Origin of the sequence: Pelomicrobium sp. G1, from assembly GCF_051905455.1 — a bacterium.
Taxonomy (GTDB): domain Bacteria; phylum Pseudomonadota; class Gammaproteobacteria; order Burkholderiales; family UBA6910; genus Pelomicrobium.
Map to the genome: position 1 here is coordinate 29,606 of NZ_JBQACR010000004.1, position 21,450 is coordinate 51,055.

Sequence of the window (21,450 nt, forward strand, 5' to 3'; positions counted from 1 at the left end):
CTGCGCCGGCGGGCGGCGAGGGGGCCGGCCCTGTCGGCGCTCTGAGAAAAGTTTATGCAATCCGGTTGCATAACGCGACCGGAAGAGGGATCGTCCTGCCAAGGAGAAGGCTTATGGATTACCGCGATGCGGCGCGCACGCTGGAGCAATCGCTGAAGCTCGCCTTTTCCCCCGTCGCCGTGTGCCTGGTCCAGGAGCCGCCCGCGGGTGTGGGCGTTTACTCCGGGCCTTCTGTGCCCGCCGGCTGCGTTTTCTGGCAGGAGGGGGCGAAAGGCGCCTTTGTGACCTCGGCTGCGGATCACGCCCTCTGTGCAGTGGGGGTTTATACCCACAACCTGGCAGACGCGCCCCCGACCCAGAGGACCGAGCTGGAAGCGGCCCTCAAGATCATGGCCGAGCTGGATTACCTGCGGGAGGAGGATGTCGCCCGGGTCCCGGTGGCGCAGCGCCCTTCTCGGCGCGTTCTCTACGCACCCCTTGCCGAAACGCCCCTGGACCCCGACGTGGTGCTGATTTTCGCCCAGGCCGGGCAAGGGCTGGTGATCGCCGAGGCGGTGGAGCAAGTGGAAGGGGGCGCGCCGCCCGCCCTGGGACGGCCCGCCTGCTCCGTGGTGCCCCAGGCGCTCAACACGGGGCGGGCGGCCTTGTCCCTGGGCTGTTGCGGGGCGCGGGCGTACCTGGACGCCCTGACCGGAGAGGTGGCCCTGTGGGCGCTGCCGGGGGTCAGGCTCGGCGAGTACGTGGCGCGCATCGCGGTCCTCGCTCGGGCCAATGTGACCCTCACGGCCTTCCACCGGCGCCGGCGACAGGACGTGGCGGCCGGGGAGGCGCCCAGCGTCGCCCAGTCCCTGGAGCGGGTGAGGGAGGGCGGATGATCGCCCGCGCCTATCATCCGGCCTGGGATCGGGCCGGCCTCTGGACTTCCGCCCTGTGCCTGCTCCACTGCCTGGCCACGCCCCTGGCGGTGGCCCTCGCACCGGTGGCGGGCGTTGAGCTCTGGGCCGGCGAATGGGTGCATCAGGCCCTCGGCGGGGTGCTGGTGCTGCTGGCGATGGGCGCTTTTGTTCCCGGGTTCCTGCGCCACCGGCGTCGATCGGTGCCAGCGCTGGGAGCGGGCGGCCTGGCGGCGGTGCTCATCGCCACCTTTGCCGGGGAAGCGAGCCTCGGGGAAACGGGAGAAATCCTCTTGACCGTCGCGGGATCGGGGGTGTTGATGGCGGCCCATCTGGCAAACCGCACCTTCTGCCGATCGTGCGCCGTTTGCCAGGCCGCCCGAGGCCAGGAATGAGACCGGTCGGTTCCGGGGCATAGGCCGTGGACGGTCCTGATCGCTATGTCCTCGCCACGGCGCGGCGGGCGGGGTGTTGAGCGTTGTTGTGGCGTCCCTCACGTTCGCGGTGCTGGAACGCTGGGTGCCCAGGCTGGTGAGCTTTTCGGTGGGTATCCTGCTGGGCGCGGCGCTGCTCAATCTGCTGCCCGAGGCGATCGAGGCGGGCCTCGCCGTGGGGGAGGCGTTGGCGGTGGCGCTGGTGTCATCCACCTGCTGCACGGCCTGCATCATTAAGCCTCGGAGAACGGACGTGGAGCGAACCCTGATACCGGTCACCGTACTCACGGGATTGTGCATCGCGGAGGACGTGGGGTCGTCGGCTAGGGGATAATGGGGTGCTCAAGGGGAAACCGGGGATTTCGCCCAGCCCTGCCCATGGCCACGGACGACAGGAGACTCGCATGGCGCAGACACGTAATCGCCACGAATGCACGAGGGCCGCGCGCCGCCGCGGCTCGAAAGGAGGTGCGTCATGACCCGCAAATCGACGAACAGGAACGCCCAGGCGGCGTTGCTGAGCGAGCAGGAACTGCTCAACGCGCCCCCCGAAGAGTACATGAGCCCGGCGCAGCTCGCCTTTTTCCGCCAGCGGCTGCTCTCCATGCGGGAGGAGCTCCTCGCCAACGCGGACGCCACCAGCGCCCAGTTGAAGAAGGTGGAGGCGGTGGCCGACGTCTCGGACCGGGCCACGCTGGAAGAGGAATACACCCTGGAGCTGCGCACCCGGGACCGGGAGCGCAAGCTCCTGCACAAGATCGACGCGGCGCTGAAGCGCATCGAGGACGGCTCCTACGGCTATTGCGAAGACACAGGCGAGCCTATCGGCATCGCCCGGCTGCTCGCCCGCCCTACGGCGACCCTGTCCATCGAGGCTCAGGAGCGGCGCGAGCGGCGGGAGCGGACCTACGGCGACTGAACCTGCGGGCGCGGCTTGCCGGCGCTTCCGGCAATTACGGCGATGAAAGGACCAGACCGATGATCATCATCATGGGCAACGACGCCTCGGACGCCCAGGTCGAGGCGGTGGTGCGCAAGATCCGGGAGGCGGGGCTGGGCGTGAACATTTCCCGCGGCACCGAGCGCACGGTGATCGGCGCCATCGGCGACGAGCGCAAGCTCACCGAAGAGATGTTCGAGAGCATGCCCGGCGTGGAGCAGGCGATCCACGTGCTCAAGCCCTACAAGATCGTGGCCCGGGAGTGGCACCGGGAGGACACCGTCGTCCAGGCGAGGGGCGTGCCCATCGGCGGCGGCGCGGTCCAGGTGATCGGCGGCCCCTGCTCAGTGGAGACGCCGGAGCAGATGTGCCTTGCCGCCAAGGGGGTGGCGGAAGCGGGTTGCCGGCTGATGCGGGGCGGCGCCTTCAAGCCCCGCACCAGCCCCTACGCCTTCCAGGGGCTGGGGATCGACGGCCTCAGAATGCTGCGGGAGGCGGGGGACGCCTACGGGCTGCCCATCGTCACGGAGCTCATGGACGTGCGCATGCTGGACACCTTCCTCGCCTTCGACGTGGACGTGATCCAGATCGGCACCCGCAACATGCAGAACTTTGACCTGCTCAAGGAGGTCGGGCGGGTGAAGAAACCGGTCATCCTGAAGCGGGGGCTGTCCGCCACCATCACCGAGTGGCTCATGGCGGCGGAGTACATCGCCGCCGGTGGCAACCACGACATCATCTTCTGCGAGCGGGGCATCCGCACCTTCGAGACCGCCTACCGCAACGTGCTGGACGTGACCGCTATCCCGGTGCTCAAGAAGGAGACCCATCTGCCGGTGATCGTGGACCCGTCCCACGCCGGCGGCAAGGCCTGGATGGTGCCGGCGCTCGCCCGGGCGGCGGTGGCGGCGGGCGCCGACGGGCTACTGATCGAGTCGCATCCCAATCCCTGCGAGGCGTGGTGCGACGCCGACCAGGCCTTGACTCCCCAGGAGTTGAAGGATCTGGTGGACAGCCTGGACGCCATCGCCCGGGCCCTCGGCCGCTCCTTGGACCGCTGGACGCCCGCCGCCCGGGCGAGCCGGGTCGCTTAAAGGAACCCGCCCACGAAGACGGATGTTCGAGATCGAGAATCTGAAGCACCGCTACGGCGACGCCCTGGTGCTCTCGATCCCCGAATGGAAGGCCGCCCCCGGGGAACACTGGCTGCTCACCGGGGCCTCCGGCAGCGGCAAGACCACCTTGCTCCACATCCTGGCGGGCATTCTGCGGCCCACGCAAGGCCGGGTGAAGGTGAACGGCTGCGCCCTCGACGAGCTGTCCGGGACGGCGCTGGATCGCTTCCGTGGCCGGCACGTGGGGCTCGTGCCCCAGCGGCTGCACCTGGTGGCAAGCCTCTCGGTCCTGGACAACCTGCGGCTGGCCCAGTACCTGGCGGGGCTGCCCCGGGACGAGGCGCGGGTGCGGGAGATCCTGCGCACCCTGTCCATCGAAGCATGGGCGGACGCCAAACCGCCGGAGCTGTCCCAGGGCCAGGCCCAGCGGGCCGCCATCGCCCGGGCGGTGGTGAACCGGCCCCGGTTGCTGCTCGCCGATGAGCCCACCGCCCACCTGGACGACGCCCATTGCGCCCAGGTGATCGACCTGCTCGAGTCCCAGGCGGCCGCTTGCGGCGCCACCCTGGTGGTCGCCACCCACGACCAGCGGGTGCGCAGCCGCATCGGCAAGGAATACCGGTTGGAGGAACAAGCGTGAGCGTGCTCAAGATCAGCTTCGCTTATCTGGCCAGCCGCAAGCTGGCCACGGCCCTCAACCTGCTGCTGCTCGCCCTGGGCGTCGCCTCCATCACCGTGCTCATGTTGGTGACCGAGCAGTTGGAGCGGCGCATGCTGCAGGACGCGGAGGGCATCGACCTGGTGGTGGGGGCGAAGGGCAGCCCCCTGCAGCTCGTGCTCTCCACCGTCTATCACCTGGACGTGCCCACCGGCAACATCCCCTTGAAAGATGCCCGCGCCGTCGAAGCCAACCCGGCGGTCAGGAAGGCGATCCCCCTCGCCCTGGGAGACAACTACCGGGGCTTCCGCATCGTGGGCACGACCCATGACCTGGTGGAGCATTATGGAGGACGCATCGTCCAGGGCGAGCTGTGGCTCGATCCCCTGGAGGCGGTGCTGGGGGCGGAAGTGGTCCGCGCCACCGGGCTCCAGGCGGGGGACACGTTCTCCGGGGTCCATGGCATCGCCGAAGCGGGGGAAGAGCACCACGAGCATCCCTACGACGTGGTGGGGATCCTGGCGCCCACCGGCACCGTGCTGGACCGGCTGATCTTGACGGCCGTGGAGAGCGTGTGGGACGTGCACGCCCATGAAGGCGCGGAGGTTCCCCTGCTGCCCGATGGCACGCCCGACTGGGACGCGGGCAAGGAGCTGACGGCGCTCCTCATCCAGTACGCTTCGCCCCTGGCGGCGGTCACCTTTCCCCGCTGGGTGAACAGCCAGAGCGCCCTGCAGGCGGCCTCCCCCGCCTTCGAGACGGCGCGCCTGTTCCAGCTCCTGGGGGTGGGCGCCGACGTGTTGCGGGCCTTCGCCTTGGTGCTGATCGCCGGCGCCGGGCTCGGCGTGTTCATCGCCCTGTACAACGCCCTGGAGGAGCGGCGCTACGATCTCGCCATCATGCGCACCCTGGGGGCGGGGCCCGGGCGCCTGTTCGGGCTGCTCCTCTTGGAGGGGATGCTGCTCACGGGCCTGGGCGGGCTGCTGGGGCTCGCCCTCGGCCACCTGGGGGCGGAGGGGCTCGGCGCCTGGCTGCGGGCGGCGCGCCAGGCGGACATCACCGGATTCACCCTGGTGCCCGGGGAACTCTGGCTGATCGCCCTGGCCCTGGGGGTGGGGCTCGCCGCCGCGCTGCTTCCGGCGTGGCGCGCCTATCGCACCGATATCGCCCGCGTACTGGCGGAGGGTTAATCCATGGCAAGACGATTCGGCATGACGCTGGCGGCTGCGCTCTCCCTGGCCTCGGTCGCCGTCCTGGCGCAGACGCCTAAGGAAGACCCGTTTTCGCCCCCGGTGCCGCCGGAGGCGCTGAATCCAAAACCGCTTCCCGAGCTTCAGGGCGTGGTGTCCTGGCGCACCCTCAAGCAAGTGGAGATGGTGAAGGACAAGGGCAAGATGGTGCCCCAGTTCTCCGACAATATCCTCGTCCTGGATAAGAAGGAGGTGAAGCTGCAGGGCTTCATGCTGCCCCTTTCCGCCGGCGAGAAGCAGACCCATTTCATCCTGAGCTCGCTGCCGCCCACCTGCCCCTTCTGCTTGCCGGCCGGGCCGGACTCGGTGGTGGAAGTGAAATCCAAAGTGCCGGTCAAGTTCACCTACGAGCCGGTGGTGCTCTCCGGCCGCTTCGCCGTGCTCAAGAACGATCCCATGGGCATTTTTTACCGGCTCACCGACGCCGAGCCGGTGAAGGACTGATCCCATAACCGATCGGACCATGGCTTTCCGCCTTCTCCTTCCCCTCCTCGCCCTGCTGCTGGCCGTCGGGCCCGTGGGCAGCTACGCCCACGGGCTCCGCCACCTGTTCGGGGACATGCCGCTCCACGGGCACGAAGAGGATGCCCGTCATGGCGACGGGCACGCCCACGGCCACGGGGAAGGGGGCGCCCCGGGCGAGCCCCAGCGTGCCGACTGCGACCTGTTCGGCGCCCATGCGCCCCTGGGAGCGGCGGCGCCGGGGTACGCGCCTCCGCCCGGGGCTTGCGCGCCGGCCGCCGTGGCGCCGGCCCTTCTCTCCTACGCTTTCGTTCACGCGCCTTACGTTCCTTTTCTCCAGCGCGCCCCCCCGTCCGACTCCCTGAGGCTCGCTTGACGCAACGGCCGGCTCCGCCGGCTCGGTCAACTTTTTTTCAGGGAGATTCGCCGTGTACCGATTCAAACCTGCCGCGGCGGCGGTGGCGCTGGCGCTTGGCGTCGCGCCTGCCGCCCTGGCCCAATCGAGCGCCGACATCCAGGAGATCCGCCGCCAGATCGAGCGGATGAAGCAAGACTACGAAACGCGCCTGCGGGCGCTGGAGGAGCGGCTCAAGGAGGCCGAGGCCAAGGCCGGAAAGGCCGAGGAACAGGCGGCCCAGGCCCGGAGCCAGGCCGCCGCCGTGACCCAGCGCCGGGCCGAGAACGCCTTCAATCCGGGCGCCTCCTTGATCCTCCAGGGCCGCTACGCCAGCCTCAAGCAGGATCCCGAAACCTATCGCATCAACGGCTTCATCCCCAGCGGCGGCGAGGTGGGGCCCGGCGAGCGGGGCTTCAGCCTGGTGGAATCCGAACTCAACCTCTTCGCCAACGTGGACCCGTACTTCCGCGGCTTTTTCACCGCCGCCTACACCCCCGAGAACGAGGTGGAGATCGAGGAGGCGTATTTTCAAACCCTGTCCCTGCCTCGGGGTTTCACCCTGAAGGGCGGCCGGTTCTTCTCCGGCATCGGCTACCAGAACGAAATCCATCAGCACGCCTGGGACTTCATCGACGCGCCGCTCCCCTATCGCGCTTTCCTGGGCAAACAGTTGGGCCACGACGGGGTACAGCTCAAGTGGCTGGCGCCGACGCCCTTTTTCCTGGAGCTGGGGGGCGAGGCGGCCCGCAGCGAGGAATTCCCCGGTTCGGAGCGCAACAAGAACGGCGCCTCCCTGGGCACCGCGTTCGCCCGCATCGGGGGCGACCTGGGGCCAAGCCATAACTGGCGCTTGGGCCTCGCCTATCTCCAGACCTCCCCCAAGGAGCGGGTGTACGAGGACGAGGACTCGGCGGGCCGCCTAGTCGCCAACGCCTTTTCCGGCCGCAGCAAATTGTGGATCGCCGACTTCGTGTGGAAGTGGGCGCCCCTGGGCAACCCCACGGAGCGCAATTTCAAGCTCCAGGCCGAAGTCTTTCGGTCCAAGGAGAAAGGCACCCTGGCCTTCGACGTAGACGGGGCCAATCTGGAAGACCGCTACGACTCCCGCCAGTACGGCTGGTATGCCCAGGCAGTGTACCAGTTCATGCCCCGCTGGCGGGTGGGCGTCCGCTACGACCGGTTGGAGCACGACCGGGTGAACATCGGCCAAGTGCTGAACGGAACGCTTACCGCCGCCGACTTCCCGATCCTAGGTCCCTACAACCCCGAGCTTTACACCGCCATGATCGACTGGTCCCCCACCGAGTTCAGCCGGGTACGGCTTCAGTATGCCCGGGACAAGTCTCGGCAGGGGGAGCTGGACGACCAGTTCTTCCTCCAGTACATCCTGGTCCTGGGCGCCCACGGCGCCCACAAGTTCTAGGAGCCGACCTATGATGCATGCATGGCTTCGATGGATTGTGGGGCTGCTGCTGATGGGCGCCGGCATGGCCTTTCCCCTCGCCCCGGCCCAGGCGGCGCTCCAGGTCTTCGCCTGCGAGCCGGAATGGGGCGCACTCGTGCAAGCGCTCGCCGGCGACAAGGCCGTGGTGTACAACGCCACCACCGCGTTCCAGGACGTGCACCGCATCCAGGCCAAGCCCAGCCTCCTGGCGGCGTTTCGCCGGGCCGATCTCGCGGTATGCACCGGCGCCGACCTGGAGATCGGTTGGCTGCCCATCCTCTTCGCCGAGGCGGGCAATTCCAAGGTGCAGCCGGGGAAGCCCGGCTATTTCGAGGCGTCCCGCTACGTGACCCTGTTGGAAGTGCCGGCCACCTTGGACCGCTCCCTGGGGGATCAGCACCCGGCGGGCAATCCCCACATCCACCTGGACCCGCGCAACATCCTCAAGGTCGGGGAGGCCCTCGCCCAGCGCTTGGCCGAGCTGGACCCGGAGCACGGGGCCCGGTACCGATCCCGGTACCGGGACTTCGCCGGCCGTTGGCAGCAGGCGATGAGCCGCTGGGAGGCGCAAGGGGCGCCCCTCAGGGGCACCCCCGTCATCGTGCACCACGAGGGCTTTCCCTATCTGAACGCGTGGTTGGGTCTCAAGCAGGTGGGGGCGCTGGAACCCAAGCCGGGCATCGAGCCCACGGCGAGCCACCTGGCCCAACTGCTGGAGGCGCACAAGCGCGAACCGGCCAGGATGGTGATCCGGGCGCCTTACAACAGCCCGAGGGCCGCAGAGTGGTTCGCCCGGCAGGCGGGGATTCCCCAGGTGGTGCTGCCCTATACCGTGGGCGGCTCGGAGAAGGCGAAGGACCTCTTCGGCTTGTTCGACGACACCCTGGAGCGGCTGCTCGCGGCCGCTTCCGCCTCGTCGCGGACGGGTGAGCCCGACGCCCCTTCGTCCTTGAACGTGGGCCGGACGACGCCAGGCGCGAAGCCCGAAGCATTCCACAACGGATGAAAGGAGGTTATCGTGAAGCGATCCCCCCTGCTGTTTGCTTTTTGGTTGCTCACTTGCCCGGCGGCTTTCGCCCTGGCGGCCCAGGACAGGGCCGGGCAGCACCTGGTGCAGGAGGAAATCGCCGGCCACCAGAGGATGGCCGCGGCCCACCGGGACGCGGCCGAATGCCTGCGGGCGGGCGCGCCCCTCGCCGAATGCGTCCGGACGCTGGAAGAGGCGTGCAAGGGCGTTGCGGCGGGCCGCCGCTGCGGCATGAAAGTGGCAAAGGGAGAGGCGGAGGACACGGCCGCCCTCCGGGACAGGCATCTCAAGATGGCGGCCGCCCACGAGGCGGCGGCCCAGTGCCTGACCTCCGGCCGGGAGATGGAAGCGTGCGAAAAGCGGCTGCGCCAGGACTGCCGAGGATTGTCCATTAACACCCATTGCGGCATGAGGGCCCATCATTGACGCGCCGTTCGGCTCCGCGCCCCCCACGCCCGCAAAGGCGGGCGTAAAGGGCGAGGTGCTCCTCGAGCTCCTGGACCTGGAGGCCGGCTACGGCGCGCCCGTGGTCGGCCCCGTCTCCCTGCGGGTAGCCCGGGGCGAGGTGGTGGGGCTTTGGGGCAGGAACGGTTCGGGCAAGAGCACCCTGCTCAACGCCGTGGCGGGCCTCGCGCGGATTTTCGCCGGCCGCATCGTCAAGGCCGCGGGCGCCCGCATCGCCTACCATCGCCAGCACGGCGCACCGGTGGCGGGGCTTCCCGTCTCGGCCCGGGACCTGCTCGAACTGACCGGCGCCGACCAGGAGAGCCTCCCCGCTTTCCTGCAGCCCCTGCTGCGAGCCCGCCTGGATATCCTGAGCGGCGGCCAGCGCCAGTTCTTCCAGGTATGGGCCTGCCTGGCGGCGCCGGCGGATCTGGTGCTGCTGGACGAGCCCACCAACAACCTGGATCCTCCGGCCGAGACGGCGCTGGCGGAGGCGCTTCGGTCTCTCGGCCCTGATCGCGCCGTGCTGCTGGTGAGCCACGAGCGTGATTTCCTGGATCGGGTGTGCCATCGCATCGTGGAGATCGGCTGAGTGGATGCCCTTTTCGATCCCCTGTTCCAGCTTCCCTTCGCCACCGGCTTTGCGTACGCCCTGTGCCTTCCTGCCGTCGGGATGTACCTGCTGCTGCGCGAGGAGTGGATCGCGGCCCTGGCGCTGGCCCAGGTCTCGGCCTTCGGGGCGCTAGCGGCTGCGGCGCTCAATGCCCCTGTCATGATGGGTGCCGCCGCGGCCACCCTCGCGGCCGCCGCGGCCAAGGGACGCCTCGCGCGAAGAGGCGCCACGGGCTGGATCTTGCTGCTCCTCTTCGGCTGGAGCGGCGCTCTGCTGCTCGCCGCCAACCTGCCCCTCGCCGAGCCGCTCGGGCGGGCCCTCTTGGACGGTCAGCTCTACTTCACCGGCGCGGTCCACTTGGGGGTGGGCGTGGCGGCGGCCGCGGTTGCCTTTGGCGCACTCGCCAAGCTTTCGCGACCGCTGCTCCTGGAGTGGCTCCTGCCGGGATTCCTGGAGGCGAGCGGCGCGCCGGTGCGACGGTTGCGACTGGCTTTCGATCTGCTGGCGGCGGTCGTCATCGCGCTCGCGACCGCCAGCATCGGCGTCATGGCCACGTTCGCGCTCCTTTACACGCCATCGGTGATGGCGTATCGATTCGCACCGAATTGGAGGACCGGGCTCTTCGGCGCGGTCCTGTCGGGCGCTGCCCTCTACGTGGTCGGTTTCTCGTTGGCCCTGGCGCTGGACCAACCCTTTGGTCCGGTGCTGGTGGGCGCAGCGGTCGCGGTGACCGCTCTGTCCATGTCCGGGCCGGTGCAGGCTGCACGGGGGAGATGAACCCATTCGATCGCTTGGAGCACGCCTTCTGCGATGCGTTTGGGCCGCCATCCCAGCCCCGACATCTGCACTTCGACCCCCGCCGGAATCACTTCGATCACCTTGGCGCCGGCCTGCACGGGAACACCGCTGCGGGTGAGTCCCCGCAAGTGTCCGGTCAGGGGCGCTCGAAGGACGGTGCCGTCGACGTGGCCGATGACGTCGCCGGCCTGCACGAGGTCGCCCATTTGGCAAGGAGAGCGGAACAGGCCGCCGTGCGGGGTATACACGAAGCGTTCACGGCCGTAGCCGCCCACGCGTTGGGGTTCCCCTACGTAAGGCTGGGCCGAACCCTGCCAGAGGATGTCCCCGAGGCGGTTCCCCCAGGCGCTTTCGATGACCACATCCACCGTCGCGCCCGCCACAAAGCCGGGGCCGATGCCGATGGACAGGGGGGCGATTCCCCGCTGCGGCTCGGAGGGCGCGCGCTTGCGCGTGCGGGCATCCACCAAAACGCCCGGCCGCCGTGCTGCCAAGACGGTATCGAAGTCCAGCGTCAATAAGGGAACCGCTGCCCGACCGTCCAGCAAGCGGTTCAACTGCGCGAGGGTGCCGACCCGCCACGCAAGCACCTCCTCCAGCCGGGCAGTCCCGTCGAAGAACGCGTCGACGAACGACATGCGGCGCCTGCACGAGGTGGGGGCCGACGCCTCGTGCATGGCCACGGCGAAACCGGCGCGGAAGAGGGCGTGGGCCACCGCGGAAGCGATCTCGCCCACGCCGCGAACCAAAATGAAGAGGCCGCCCGCCGGCTGCGGGACGAGCGAATCGGGCGATGGTTCAAGGCGGGGCATGGCTTTCCCTCCGGCGCCTGGCCAGGGAGCCCGGCTTCCAGTGCCTCGCGGCTGCGCGGCCTTTCCTTTGGCCTTAACGACGCGCAAAAAGCCGCCTAAGCCTCCATCGAACGCTCGCGCTCCCGGGCAAAGCTGGCTTACTTCGAAGCGCCGCTCGCGCGCGCGACGTAGTCGGCCAGCGCCTCGATCTGCTCCTCCGTCAGCACACCCCCATACGCTGGCATGATGCCCAACCCGTTTCGGACGGCGGTCGCCACCCGCTGGGCGTCGGGCTTGAGCTCGTCCAGCTTGGGACCGATCTCGGCGCTGGAGCCCGCGTCCTTGAGCGTGTGGCAGACGGCGCACGGGGGCTGGGCGAGCTGGGTAAAGACTTTCTTGCCGAGGGCCATCTTGGCTTGCAGCTTCGGGTCGTTGCCGTTCGCGCCGGCAGGGGCGGCAGCCGTGAGCAGCGCGAGCGCGCAGGCGGATTCCGCGGCCGCGAGAAAAAAGCGTTTTCTGAACGCAAGGGGGCTTTTCATGGGGTCTGGGTGGATCACAAAAAGAGAAAAGAGTGGAAAAAGCGCAGCGCTCGCGCGCGAGCGCTGCGCAGAGGCCCTTTCAGGCAACGGTGAGCTGTACCGCGTGGTCGCGCCAGCTGTTGTTGATGTAGCCGTGATCGTTTTCGAGCCGATTCTCGGGCTGCACGTTGCCTTCGACGTCGATGGCGCGGCTTGCGATCGTGTAGGTGCCGGGCTTGAGTTTCACCGGAAACACAAACTGGCGCCACGCGTACCGCCCTAGATCTGGGCCGACAAGCTTCGCTTCCTTCCAGGTTTTGCCGCCATCCAGCGACACTTCCACGCGCTTGACGGCGTTAACTCCGCCGAGGGCCACCCCATGGATCTGCAACCCGCCGGCGGGCACTGGGCCGCTGTCGGGGTTGGGGTAATTGACCCAGGACTTGACGTTCATCTCCCACACCGAGGGGTGGCTCGGGTCGCTCTTCACCCCGATGGGGGAGATGCGGTAGCCGGTTTTCTGGATCTTGGCCTCGGTCTCGTCCCGCGTGAAGGCGAGCCGCTTGATGTACTTGACGTTGTTCACGCCCGTGTAGCCCGGCACGATGAGGCGCAAGGGGCCCCCATGGGCGAGCGGAATGGGCTCGCCGTTCATCTCCCAGGCGAGCAGGGCGTCTTCCATGGCTTTGAGCGGGACCGAGCGTTCCACCACCAGGCCTTTCGGATCGACCCCCTCGGGCAGTTTTTCGCCCCCCGTGCCGGTCATGAACCGCATCCCCTCGGCGACGCCCCCCAAGGCCTCTACGACCGCTCGCACGGGCACCCCGCTCCAGATCACGCAGCCCGCGGCCCCCACGGTCCAGGGCGTGCCGCTCGGCTTATGGGGGAAAAAGCCGCGGCCGTTGCCGGAGCATTGCAATACCATCGCGACCGTCTCCAGGCCCATGGTCTTCAGCTCGGCGACGGTCAGCTTGCGCGGGTTCTTGACGCCTTCCACGGCGAGCTGCCAGCCGTTGCGATCGGCGACGAAGGACGCATCCGGTGCCGGCAGGTTGTTGCGGATGAACAGCTGCTCGGCCGGCGTGATGACGCTGGTGCCGAACGCGCTGCGCTTGGTCTCGATGGTGGTCGCGCTGTGGACGATCAGGCTCTGGGCGTCCTTCCAGGCGACGTAGTCGGGCAGCGGTTTGGGCTTCGCCGGCTCGGCGGACCACGCCCGGGGACTCCAGCCGGCGATTCCAACGGCGGAGCCGGCCAAGCCGGCAGCCAAGGTTCCGGCGCTGCCGGCGAGCAATTGGCGGCGGCGTAGATTGATGATTTCGTTCATCGTTTCCTCCTCATGTCGTCAGGTGGGTCGTGGGGGGTGAAAACGGTCGGTTACCCCTTCTTCAAGAAACGCTCGGTCTCGGTGAGCACCTTCGGGTTGTCGGCCAGCATCAGGATCGTCCTGCCCGGCACGCCTTCCACAAATCGCCAGTATCGCCCCATCCAGACGCCGTGTCCCGAAGGGGCACCGGGGACGGGCTGCTCGAAGGCGAGGATGGTGACCATGCCTCCGCCCTTCTCGATGAAAGTGGTGAGGTGATAGGCCTTCCTGCCGGCGATCTCGCAAGGGCGCTGCAGCTGGACGAGCCCCGGCAGCGATGCACCTTCGCGCAGGCCCATCGCGTGCAGCATCGGAAGCTTGTTCTTCTGGAAGTCGCCGCGCAGCGTCGCCTCCCGGTGCTCGTGGACCATGGCCTCGCGCACCAGTTGCGGGGGGTAAACCCAGGCGAAGAAAAACCACACACCGAGGCCCAGCGAGAGCACGGCACCGGTCAGGGCCGCCGCCGTACGGCGCCAAGGGACAGGCTTGTACAGGCTCAAGGGGGCTTCAGGCGCGCCGGTGGCGTCCTTGAGCGACGCAGCCATGAGGAAGTCGAAACGGGTCCACGGCACTTGCCGGGCAGACGGGTCGGGGTGTTCGGCGGTCATGGTGCTGGAATCGGGGTTCGAAAAAGCTCATTTGTCCTGAGCGGCCACGTTGGCGCCGCTGCGGCGCAGCGCCAGGATCTCCGCCGTTTCGGACGCGCTCTCGCATGCCGTGCGAGCGCTGGCGCCGGAGGCGTCCAACGCCTGACGCAAGGCCTTGCGGGCGCGGTCGAGCCGCGACAGGACCGTGCCAGGGGCCACCTCAAGCGCAACGGCCATCTCTGCGATGGCCATATCCTCGAAGTAAAAGAGCGTGAGAACTTCCCGATGGATCGGGGACAGTTTTTGCAGCGCACGAAGAATGTCCAGCCGCTGCTCCAATGCCGCCGCGCTATCCGGATCCGAGCGCTGATCCTGTTCCTCGTCATAGAGTTCGTGGTTTTCCGCGCGGCAGCGCAGGGCCTCGCGGCGCAGGATTTGGAACAACCAGGCCTTGGCGAGCCGCCGGTCGCGCAACTGGTCCATGTGGCGCCAGGCCAGCTCGAAGCAGTCTTGCACCACCTCTTCCGCGATCGCGCGGCTCCCGGTAAGGGCCCATGCGCTTCGGAACAGGAAGCGGTAGTGGTCTCGAACCCAGCTGTTATAAAGGCGCTCCCGGGAACCGAACATCGCTCGAATATCTCCGCCTTTGCTTTGAGACTCAATCGGTTGAATCGAGACTGCAGCGCCCTCTCGTCCCCCTGTGGCGTGTTCCAGCGGGCAGACCCCCGGCCGCCGCGGACCTTTGAGGGGCTCGTGCCCAGGCTCACGCCTCGGCCTCGCCGGCGGACGGCGCAGAGCGGTGAACCGGCCTCCAGCGCGGGCCGGCTCAAAGCTTGCGTCGGCGGTTCCAGCGCACCCATTCGGAAGAGAAATCCACTCAAGCGTTGCTTCTTGCCACGCCGTTATAGAGGCGCCGCCCGCCCAAAATATTCCACGCCCGGCTGCCGCCATCATCCCTCTTTCTCTGGACTTTCAGGGGCCGGGACGCGAGGCAGTCAAGGGCACCGTCCATCAGGCCCGAGCTTCATGTGCTGGTATAGCCAGCGCTTGACTTTGGCGCGCGCGTGCTTGGCGGCGATCTTCTCCTCCGGCGTGGCGTCGTTTCTGAAATCGAAGGCGCGCCGCGCCATGGGGTAGACCTGCAGTTCGACCGTGGCGCCTTTCTCCACCAGGGCGTAGAAGGCGCGGCCGTTGTTGATGCGGCGCAGCTCGAAGTCCATGTCGCCGATGATCTGCAGCAGGGGTACCGTCAGGGAAAGCACTTCCGGCGCAATGGAGAACAGCTGCTGCGCTTCCGGCGCGTTGGGGTTCTGGAAGTGGCCGTAATAGGTGGCGATGGCGGCCAGGTCCTTGCCTCGTTTTGCCGCCAAGCGGATGGCATAGTACCCGCCGCGGGACACTCCCACCACACCGGCGGGAATCGGGCAGGCGTCCGGGTGCTTGAGCAGCGCGTCCAGGGCCGCTTCCACGTCAGGCTCGGTCTCCGGATAATGGCGGTCGGGCCAGCGTTCAATGAAGTGTCCGCTCTGCCAGTCCAGCCCCAGGACCAAGAATCCCTGGGCCGCCAGCTCCTCCATGTGGGCCCGGTCCACGTCGTCGAAGCCGCGCTTGGCGTGGATGTAGAGTACCGGCGGAAACGGTCCCTTGCCCGAGGGACGCGCGATTTCAATCGGCACTTCTACGGGACCGGATTTGATCGAGCCTTTTTCGGTCGCGCTGTAGCCGGGCATTGAAAGGGTCAGCAGCGCGAGAAACGCCGCGAGGCGGTAGTCCATCCTGGCTTCTCCTCGGGGGTGGGTGCTGGTCTGGTGTGGATCCTGAAGGGGCCGAAGCCCGGGCTCATGCCCCGGCCTCGCCGGAGGGCGGCGCAGGGCGGTGCGCCGGCCCCGCGGAGCGAACCAGCGCAACGCTTGCGTCAACGCAGCGCACCCATCCCAACGCCCAATGGATTCCATGAAGCGGTATTCGTGGCCCCGCCGGTATAAGAGGCGCCGCCTGGCGAGAATATTCCAAGCCCGGCTGGCGGATCATTCCCCTTTCCGAACGGCGCCCAGCGTCTATCGTGGATTTTTTCAATGCCTTACGTTTCACGGGCCCAGGAGGCTGGCTCGCTTCATCCCTTACGGCGTGCTGGTCAGAACCGCTGGGGACTCGGCAGGGGGTCCCTCGCCTTCCACCACCAGGATCCGGGCAGCAGAGGCGGTCTTCGACGACAAGGTGGCCACTGCTTCGCGCAGCGGTCCGATCACCGTGCCGTTGGCCGCGCCGGCGGGATTGGTCTTGAAGCTGGCGATCGGCGCCCGTTGCCCGCTCACATAGACGTGGTAGACCGTCTGGGGCTTGAGTTTGAAGAGGAACACTTCCAAGGCGTCCACCAGCCCCAGGTTGCGCGCCACGACGAAGCCGCGCGCTTCGCCCTTTGCGGCCTTGAGCGGGATGTTGATCGGCTCGCCATTGGCGCGCGGGACGAGGTTGGCCGTGCCCGTGCCGCTGGGCACGGCGTTCGACACGTAGACCAGCGCCTGCGGGGCCTGCCCGACCGGGATGCGAGCGATCACCCGGTCGGTGGCGGTGTCGATCACGTCCACCGCATCGCCGTTTTCCAGCCCCACGTACATGCGCGTGCCATCGTCGGAAGGCCAGATGCCGTGCGGCAGCGCGCCCACCGGGATGGTGGCCAGCAACTTCGGCGCGGCATCGGTGGTGTAGACCTTCACCGCGTTCTCGCCGCCGATGGTGACATAGGCGAGCGTGCCGCGCGCGGTCTTGGCGAAACCCAGGTGGTTGGCGATGAAGCCGGTGTCGAATACGCCCTTCACTTCGAGGGTTTCGGTGTCGATGCGGGTCACCTTGCCCACGTCCTTGTGCGTCATCCACACCTCCTTGTAGTCAGGGGTGAACTGCAAGAAGGGAGAGAAGGGGCTCGCCACGGGGATGCGCTTGATCACCTGGCGGGCGGCCACGTCGATCACGTGGACCTCGGGGGTGAAGCTGTGCACGACGAAGGCGAGGTTGCGGGTGGGATGAAAAAGCACCATGCCCGGCCCGGGCGCCGTTTCGATGCGCGCGACTTCCTTGAAGGTGTTGGGATCGATCACGGAAATGTGGCTCTCGCCGCGCACCACCGCCCACACTTCCTTGCCATCGGGGGTGAAGAACCCTTCGTGGGGCGAGCGGCCGATGTAGGCGATGCCTTTCACCCGATTGGTGGCGGTGTCGATGAAGGCGACCGAATTGGAGCCGTTGGAAATCGCGATCAGCGTCTTGTGATCCGGCGAAAACCCCAGGCCGTGCACGTTGATTTCGCCCTTGTAGAGCGGCGAGAGCACGTCGGGGCGGGCGTTGCCCAGCCGGATCTGGCCCAGCAACGTGTTGGACGAAGGATCGATCACCGACACCGTGTTGGTGTTCTGGTCGGCGGTGTAGACGCGGTCGGTAGGTGAAGGCGCGGCCAGCGCGACCGAACTGCCGAAGGCCAGCGCGAGGGCGAGCAAGCGTCGTTTCATGTCGAGTTCCTTCTCAGCGAGTTTGGGATGTGGATTCCGTCTCTTGGGCGGCGCCGGGATTCCGCGCAGCGTGCCGCGCGAGCCAGCCTTGCATCAGCCGGATCTCGTTCTGCTGCTCGGTGATGATGGCAAGCGCCAGATTGCGCAGCTCCGGATCCTTGGTATAAAGGAGGAGCGCCTTCGCCATGTCGATGGCGCCCTGGTGGTGGGGGATCATCATGGTGACGAAATCGTGATCCGGATCGCCGTTCACCGGCGCCTTTGCCATCCCCTCGTGCATGATCGCCAAGGCTTGCGCGGCCAGCGTGGAGAACGGTAAAGCGGTGCTGGCGATGAACGGGGACGGCGCCTGGCTTGTGCCCGGCGGATGTTCGTGCCGCTCCTGCGCGGCAGCCCCCACCGCGGCGAGGGCGAGCGTTACGAGCGCAGCCCCCGGGAGGCCCAGGCGGCGGATGAAACGATCGAACCTTGGCGATGCGTTCATCTTTCGAGACTCAAAAGCTCTCGAGGTCGATGGGATGTGAGCGATCTTCCGGCGCCGCCTGAGCTTTCCTGGACAAGTCACATTGAGGGGCTCAGTAGCCGGCCAGGGAGAGCTTGGGGTCGATCTGCCAGGTCTCGCTCACCAGGCGACCCTCTCGGTAGGTCAGCACGTAGCGGACCTTGATCGGCTGCTTGCCATCAAACTGGACGTTGGCCGTGACGGTAGCGCCCTTGGGATTGGCGGACTCCTCCACCCTGTCGACGGTCAGCTTGAGCGGCCCCTGGGCTTGGGTGAACTTTTCCCATACGGCGCGGATGCTCTGGACGCCGTCATAGGTGCCATCGAGGGGACCGCCCACCCAGTTGAGCCGGGCGTTGTCAGCGTAGCCTCTCATCAACAAGGCGAGGTCGCCGGAGGCGATGGCCCGGAAGTGAACGTTTGCGTCCTCCAGCGCGGGTCCCGCGAAGGCGCTGCCGGTGAGAAAAAGAAAGCTTGCCGCCAAAGCATGCCGTTTCATCGTGTCGACTCCTTGATGGGTTGTGGGGTGTTACGTCAATAGCAAACAGTCATTGCCGGGCGCGTATTCCACCGCGTTTTGAAAATTTTTCCCGAACGGGCAGGGGGCGCCGACCGGTGCACCGGGGCGGGCGTCATTTGCCGCCCCAAGTAGTCTGGAGAAGCCTTTGGATCCTTCCGGGCGCCGGTCGAGGGTGGGCGGCAAAGTGGGAGACGCGGGCGGGGCCGGAAGGGGCGGTTCAGAACGGCTTGACCACCACGAGGATCACCACCGCGACGAGGATCAGCACCGGGAACTCGTTGAACCAGCGGTACCAGACGTGGCTTCGGGTGTTGCGCTGTTGCCGGAAATCCCGCAAGAGCTTGCCGCACCACAGGTGGTAGCCCACCAGGACCGCCACCAGCGCGAGCTTCGCGTGCAGCCATCCGCCGGAAAAGCCGTAACCGAGCCACAGCCACAGGCCCAGGGCGAGGGTGAGCACGGCGCCCGGGGTCATGATGCCGTAATAGAGCTTGCGCTCCATCACCTGGAAGCGCTCCTGGCTCACCGGGTCCTCCGCCATGGCGTGGTAGACGAAAAGCCGCGGCAGATAAAACAACCCGGCGAACCAGGTCACCATGAAGACGATGTGAAACGCCTTGATCCAGAGCATCGCTCGGCTTCCCCCCTGTCCGGGAAACGGTCTTGGTTATGCACATTTCATGGGGTTGAAACCTCCCGGAGCGAAAGGCCGCCCCCCCGGCAGCCGCAACGGCAACCGCCGCAGCCGTAGACCGGTGGCCGCGAACACCGCGTTGGCCACCGCGGGCGCCACGACTGGCACCGCCGGCTCGCCCACCCCACCCGGCGGCTCGCGGCTTTCCGCGATCTCCACCTCCAGCTCGGGCATTTCCGAAAACGTGAGGATGGGGTAGTCGCGGAATGTGGCCTGGGTCACCCGGCCGCCTTCGATGCGCACCTCCTCCTTGAGGGTCGCCGAAAGGCCCATGGCGATTCCGCCTTCCACTTGGGCCAGCACGCTGTCCGGGTTGACCGCTAGGCCGCAGTCGATCACGCTCGTGACACGCTCGACCTGGATCTTCCCCGCTTCGTTTACCGCCGCTTCCGCCACCAGGGCGACCCAGGCGCCGAAGGAAGCGTAGGTAGCGATGCCCCGTCCCCGGCCGGGCGGCAGGGGCGTGCCCCAGCCGGCCAGGGCCGCGGCCCGCTCCAGCACCGCCCGGTGGCGCGGGTGAGAAGCGAGGAGGGTGCGGCGGAATTCGAACGGGTCGTGGCCGCCGGCGTGGGCCAGCTCGTCGATGAAGCCCTCTACTACGAAGCCGTTTTGCGACGCCCCCACGGCCCGCCACGCGCCGGTGGGCACCGGCGACGCCACTTCCGCATGCTCCTCCCGGTAGTGGGGGATAGCGTAGGGCACCTCCACCATGTCCAGGGCCAGCTCCGGGCCCGCGACCCGCACGAAGAGGGCTTCGGGCCACCCTTTCCGGTCCAGGGCCGCTTGCAGCCTGGCCCGGTGCGCCGGGCGATAGGCGTCGTGCCGCAGGTCGTCGGCCCGGGTCCAGAGGACCTGCACGGGGGTGCCCATCGCCTTCGAAAGCTCTACGGCTTCTGCGACGAAGTCGGTTTCCAGCCGCCGGCCGAAGCCGCCGCCCAGGAAGGCGGTGTGCACCCGCACCCGGGACCGGGGTAGTCCCGCCGCCTGCGCCGCGGCCTTCTGGGCGTCTTCCTGGCTCTGGGTGCCGACCCAGACGTCGCAGCCGTCCCCGTGGACGTGAGCGGTGCAATTCATCGGCTCCAGCGTCCCGTGGGCGAGATACGGGGTCGCGTAGATGGCCTCCAGCACCCGCTCGGCCCGGGTCAGCACCCTCTTGGGGCGGCCGCGGGCGAGGACCACCTTTCCCGGCCGGGCGAGGGCTTCTTCCAGCGCCGCCTCGATGCCGTCGTTCGAGAGCGCCCCGTGGGGACCCGGCGCCCACTCGATGTCCAAGGCCTCGCGCCCCTGCAAGGCCTGGAGGAACGTCTCCGCCACCACCGCCACGCCATTGCCGATCTCCAGCACGCGCACGACGCCCGGTACCGCCAGCGCTCGGGACGGATCCACCCGCTTCAGCCGCCCGCCGAATTCGGGCGGGCGCGCTACCACGGCCACGAGCCTGCCCGGCACTTCCACGTCGATGCCGTAGACGGTGCGACCGGCCACCATGTCCGGAATGTCCAGCCGGGGCGCCGGGCGGCCGATAAAACGGAACGCGGAAGGGGGCTTGAGCCTGATGCGCGCGGGCGGCCGTTCTTGCGCCGCGGCTTCCGCCAGCTCGCCGAGGGGGAGGCTTCGGCCCGTGGGTTCGTGGGTGATTCCATCGTCATAAAGCCGGCATTCCCGGGCATTGACCCGCCAGCGCTTCGCCGCCGCGGCGAGGAGCTTCTCCCGCGCCTCCGCCCCGGCCCGCCGCAACCGTTCCCACTCGCCCCGGATACTGCTGGAGCCGCCCGTCAGTTGCACGTTCCACATGGGGTTCTTGTACCGGGCCTCCGCCGGAGCGAACTCGGTGCGCAAGGCGGAGGGCGCAACGCCCAGCTCCTCGGCTACCAGCAGGGCGAGGCCCGTGAGGGCGCCCTGGCCCATCTCCGAATGGTTGACCACCACGGTGAACGTCCCGTCGGTGCCCAGGCGCACGAAATCGTTGAGGGCGAAGTGCCGCGTTCCGGGAGGCGCGGGCGGAGGAGTCATCCCGGGGGCGGGGGGCAGGTCGCCCTGCGCCGCCCGCGCGAAGGCCCGGCGGATGCGGTGGTAGGTGCCGCAGCGGCACAACACCTCGTCCAGGGCCGCCGCCGCTTCCTGGGGCGACGGCCGGGGGTCGCGGGCCAGCAACGCCGCGGCCGTCATGATCTGCCCGCCCTGGCAATAGCCGCACTGGGGCACCTGTTCGGCGATCCACGCCCGCACCACCGGGTGCTCGCTTCCCAGCCCCTCCAGGGTGGTGACGGCGCGACCCGCGGCCTCGGCGAGGGGGACTTGGCAGGCCTTGGCCGGGGCGCCGTCGAGCCACACCACGCAGATGCCGCAGACGCCCACGCCGCAGCCGTACTTGGTGCCCTTGAGCCCGAGGGCGTCCCGCAGCGCCCAAAGGAGCGGTGTCCGGGAATCAAGGGTCAGGCTGCGCCGTTCCCCATTGACGGCGAGCTCGATCATGGGGATGGGCGCCCCA

Annotated in this window: 24 protein-coding genes; 14 read left to right on the plus strand and 10 right to left on the minus strand. The window is 68.1% G+C overall.

The features are described from left to right. Positions 1–113: 113 nt before the first annotated feature. From ACTFO6_RS05450 to ACTFO6_RS05515, 14 genes are all read left to right on the plus strand, one after another. On the plus strand, positions 114–875 hold the full coding sequence (locus tag ACTFO6_RS05450) for a DUF169 domain-containing protein (protein ID WP_439933442.1): 762 nt from the start codon (positions 114–116) through the stop codon (positions 873–875). Next, entirely contained in the window at positions 872–1,288 is a 417-nt protein-coding gene (locus ACTFO6_RS05455; protein WP_439933443.1) for a MerC domain-containing protein, read from the plus strand. Before ACTFO6_RS05450 ends, ACTFO6_RS05455 begins: the two co-directional genes overlap by 4 nt. A gap of 73 nt (positions 1,289–1,361) precedes the next feature. Beyond that, a complete protein-coding gene (locus ACTFO6_RS05460) occupies positions 1,362–1,661 on the plus strand; it encodes a hypothetical protein (protein WP_439933444.1) in 300 nt (99 codons plus the stop codon). A gap of 141 nt (positions 1,662–1,802) precedes the next feature. Next, positions 1,803–2,246 (plus strand): RNA polymerase-binding protein DksA, encoded by a 444-nt coding sequence (gene dksA, locus ACTFO6_RS05465; RefSeq protein WP_439933445.1) that lies wholly within the window; start codon positions 1,803–1,805, stop codon positions 2,244–2,246. A gap of 59 nt (positions 2,247–2,305) precedes the next feature. Beyond that, positions 2,306–3,361: a 3-deoxy-7-phosphoheptulonate synthase gene (gene aroF / locus ACTFO6_RS05470; protein WP_439933446.1), complete on the plus strand. Its 1,056-nt coding sequence runs from the start codon at positions 2,306–2,308 to the stop codon at positions 3,359–3,361. Positions 3,362–3,383: 22 nt separating this feature from the next. Next, on the plus strand, positions 3,384–4,022 hold the full coding sequence (locus ACTFO6_RS05475) for an ABC transporter ATP-binding protein (RefSeq protein ID WP_439933447.1): 639 nt from the start codon (positions 3,384–3,386) through the stop codon (positions 4,020–4,022). Further along, positions 4,019–5,230, plus strand: a complete 1,212-nt coding sequence (locus ACTFO6_RS05480) for an FtsX-like permease family protein (protein ID WP_439933448.1) — start codon at positions 4,019–4,021, stop codon at positions 5,228–5,230. The genes ACTFO6_RS05475 and ACTFO6_RS05480 overlap by 4 nt, the downstream gene beginning before the upstream one ends. Positions 5,231–5,233: 3 nt before the next feature. Then, entirely contained in the window at positions 5,234–5,734 is a 501-nt protein-coding gene (locus ACTFO6_RS05485) for a DUF3299 domain-containing protein (protein WP_439933449.1), read from the plus strand. 19 nt (positions 5,735–5,753) lie between these two features. Next, positions 5,754–6,128 (plus strand): hypothetical protein, encoded by a 375-nt coding sequence (locus tag ACTFO6_RS05490; RefSeq protein WP_439933450.1) that lies wholly within the window; start codon positions 5,754–5,756, stop codon positions 6,126–6,128. Between the two features lie 52 nt (positions 6,129–6,180). Then, positions 6,181–7,572, plus strand: coding sequence for a hypothetical protein (locus ACTFO6_RS05495; RefSeq protein WP_439933451.1), 1,392 nt, complete (start codon positions 6,181–6,183; stop codon positions 7,570–7,572). A 10-nt stretch (positions 7,573–7,582) separates the two neighbouring features. Then, positions 7,583–8,599 (plus strand): metal ABC transporter substrate-binding protein, encoded by a 1,017-nt coding sequence (locus tag ACTFO6_RS05500; protein WP_439933452.1) that lies wholly within the window; start codon positions 7,583–7,585, stop codon positions 8,597–8,599. A 12-nt stretch (positions 8,600–8,611) separates the two neighbouring features. Further along, entirely contained in the window at positions 8,612–9,046 is a 435-nt protein-coding gene (locus ACTFO6_RS05505) for a hypothetical protein (RefSeq protein WP_439933453.1), read from the plus strand. A gap of 55 nt (positions 9,047–9,101) precedes the next feature. Then, positions 9,102–9,656 (plus strand): ATP-binding cassette domain-containing protein, encoded by a 555-nt coding sequence (locus ACTFO6_RS05510; protein ID WP_439933454.1) that lies wholly within the window; start codon positions 9,102–9,104, stop codon positions 9,654–9,656. Further along, complete coding sequence (locus ACTFO6_RS05515; protein WP_439933455.1) at positions 9,657–10,454, plus strand: metal ABC transporter permease; 798 nt, start codon at positions 9,657–9,659, stop codon at positions 10,452–10,454. It abuts the gene before it with no gap. Positions 10,455–11,424: 970 nt separating this feature from the next. On the opposite strand, the gene sorU is transcribed toward ACTFO6_RS05515, so the two are convergent. The 10 genes from sorU to ACTFO6_RS05565 all read right to left on the minus strand — a co-directional run bounded on the left by sorU (position 11,425) and on the right by ACTFO6_RS05565 (position 21,434). Next, positions 11,425–11,805 carry a SorU family sulfite dehydrogenase c-type cytochrome subunit gene (sorU, locus tag ACTFO6_RS05520; RefSeq protein ID WP_439933456.1) on the minus strand — a complete coding sequence of 127 codons (381 nt, stop codon included), beginning with the start codon at positions 11,803–11,805 and terminating at the stop codon, positions 11,425–11,427. A 79-nt stretch (positions 11,806–11,884) separates the two neighbouring features. After that, positions 11,885–13,111 carry a SorT family sulfite dehydrogenase catalytic subunit gene (gene sorT / locus ACTFO6_RS05525; RefSeq protein WP_439933457.1) on the minus strand — a complete coding sequence of 409 codons (1,227 nt, stop codon included), beginning with the start codon at positions 13,109–13,111 and terminating at the stop codon, positions 11,885–11,887. A gap of 50 nt (positions 13,112–13,161) precedes the next feature. Then, positions 13,162–13,758, minus strand: coding sequence for a hypothetical protein (locus ACTFO6_RS05530; protein WP_439933458.1), 597 nt, complete (start codon positions 13,756–13,758; stop codon positions 13,162–13,164). A gap of 27 nt (positions 13,759–13,785) precedes the next feature. Next, positions 13,786–14,364 carry an RNA polymerase sigma factor gene (locus ACTFO6_RS05535; protein WP_439933459.1) on the minus strand — a complete coding sequence of 193 codons (579 nt, stop codon included), beginning with the start codon at positions 14,362–14,364 and terminating at the stop codon, positions 13,786–13,788. A gap of 368 nt (positions 14,365–14,732) precedes the next feature. Continuing rightward, the gene (locus tag ACTFO6_RS05540) at positions 14,733–15,512 is read right to left on the minus strand and encodes a dienelactone hydrolase family protein (RefSeq protein WP_439933460.1); all 780 of its coding nucleotides are present in this window, start codon (positions 15,510–15,512) and stop codon (positions 14,733–14,735) included. A 345-nt stretch (positions 15,513–15,857) separates the two neighbouring features. Continuing rightward, the gene (locus ACTFO6_RS05545) at positions 15,858–17,243 is read right to left on the minus strand and encodes a hypothetical protein (protein ID WP_439933461.1); all 1,386 of its coding nucleotides are present in this window, start codon (positions 17,241–17,243) and stop codon (positions 15,858–15,860) included. 13 nt (positions 17,244–17,256) lie between these two features. Beyond that, positions 17,257–17,727, minus strand: coding sequence for a CopM family metallochaperone (gene copM / locus ACTFO6_RS05550; protein WP_439933462.1), 471 nt, complete (start codon positions 17,725–17,727; stop codon positions 17,257–17,259). 91 nt (positions 17,728–17,818) lie between these two features. Then, positions 17,819–18,244: a nuclear transport factor 2 family protein gene (locus ACTFO6_RS05555; RefSeq protein WP_439933463.1), complete on the minus strand. Its 426-nt coding sequence runs from the start codon at positions 18,242–18,244 to the stop codon at positions 17,819–17,821. Between the two features lie 238 nt (positions 18,245–18,482). Beyond that, on the minus strand, positions 18,483–18,896 hold the full coding sequence (gene hemJ / locus ACTFO6_RS05560; protein WP_439933464.1) for a protoporphyrinogen oxidase HemJ: 414 nt from the start codon (positions 18,894–18,896) through the stop codon (positions 18,483–18,485). A 36-nt stretch (positions 18,897–18,932) separates the two neighbouring features. After that, entirely contained in the window at positions 18,933–21,434 is a 2,502-nt protein-coding gene (locus ACTFO6_RS05565) for a molybdopterin cofactor-binding domain-containing protein (protein ID WP_439933465.1), read from the minus strand. Between the last annotated feature and the right edge of the window lie 16 nt (positions 21,435–21,450).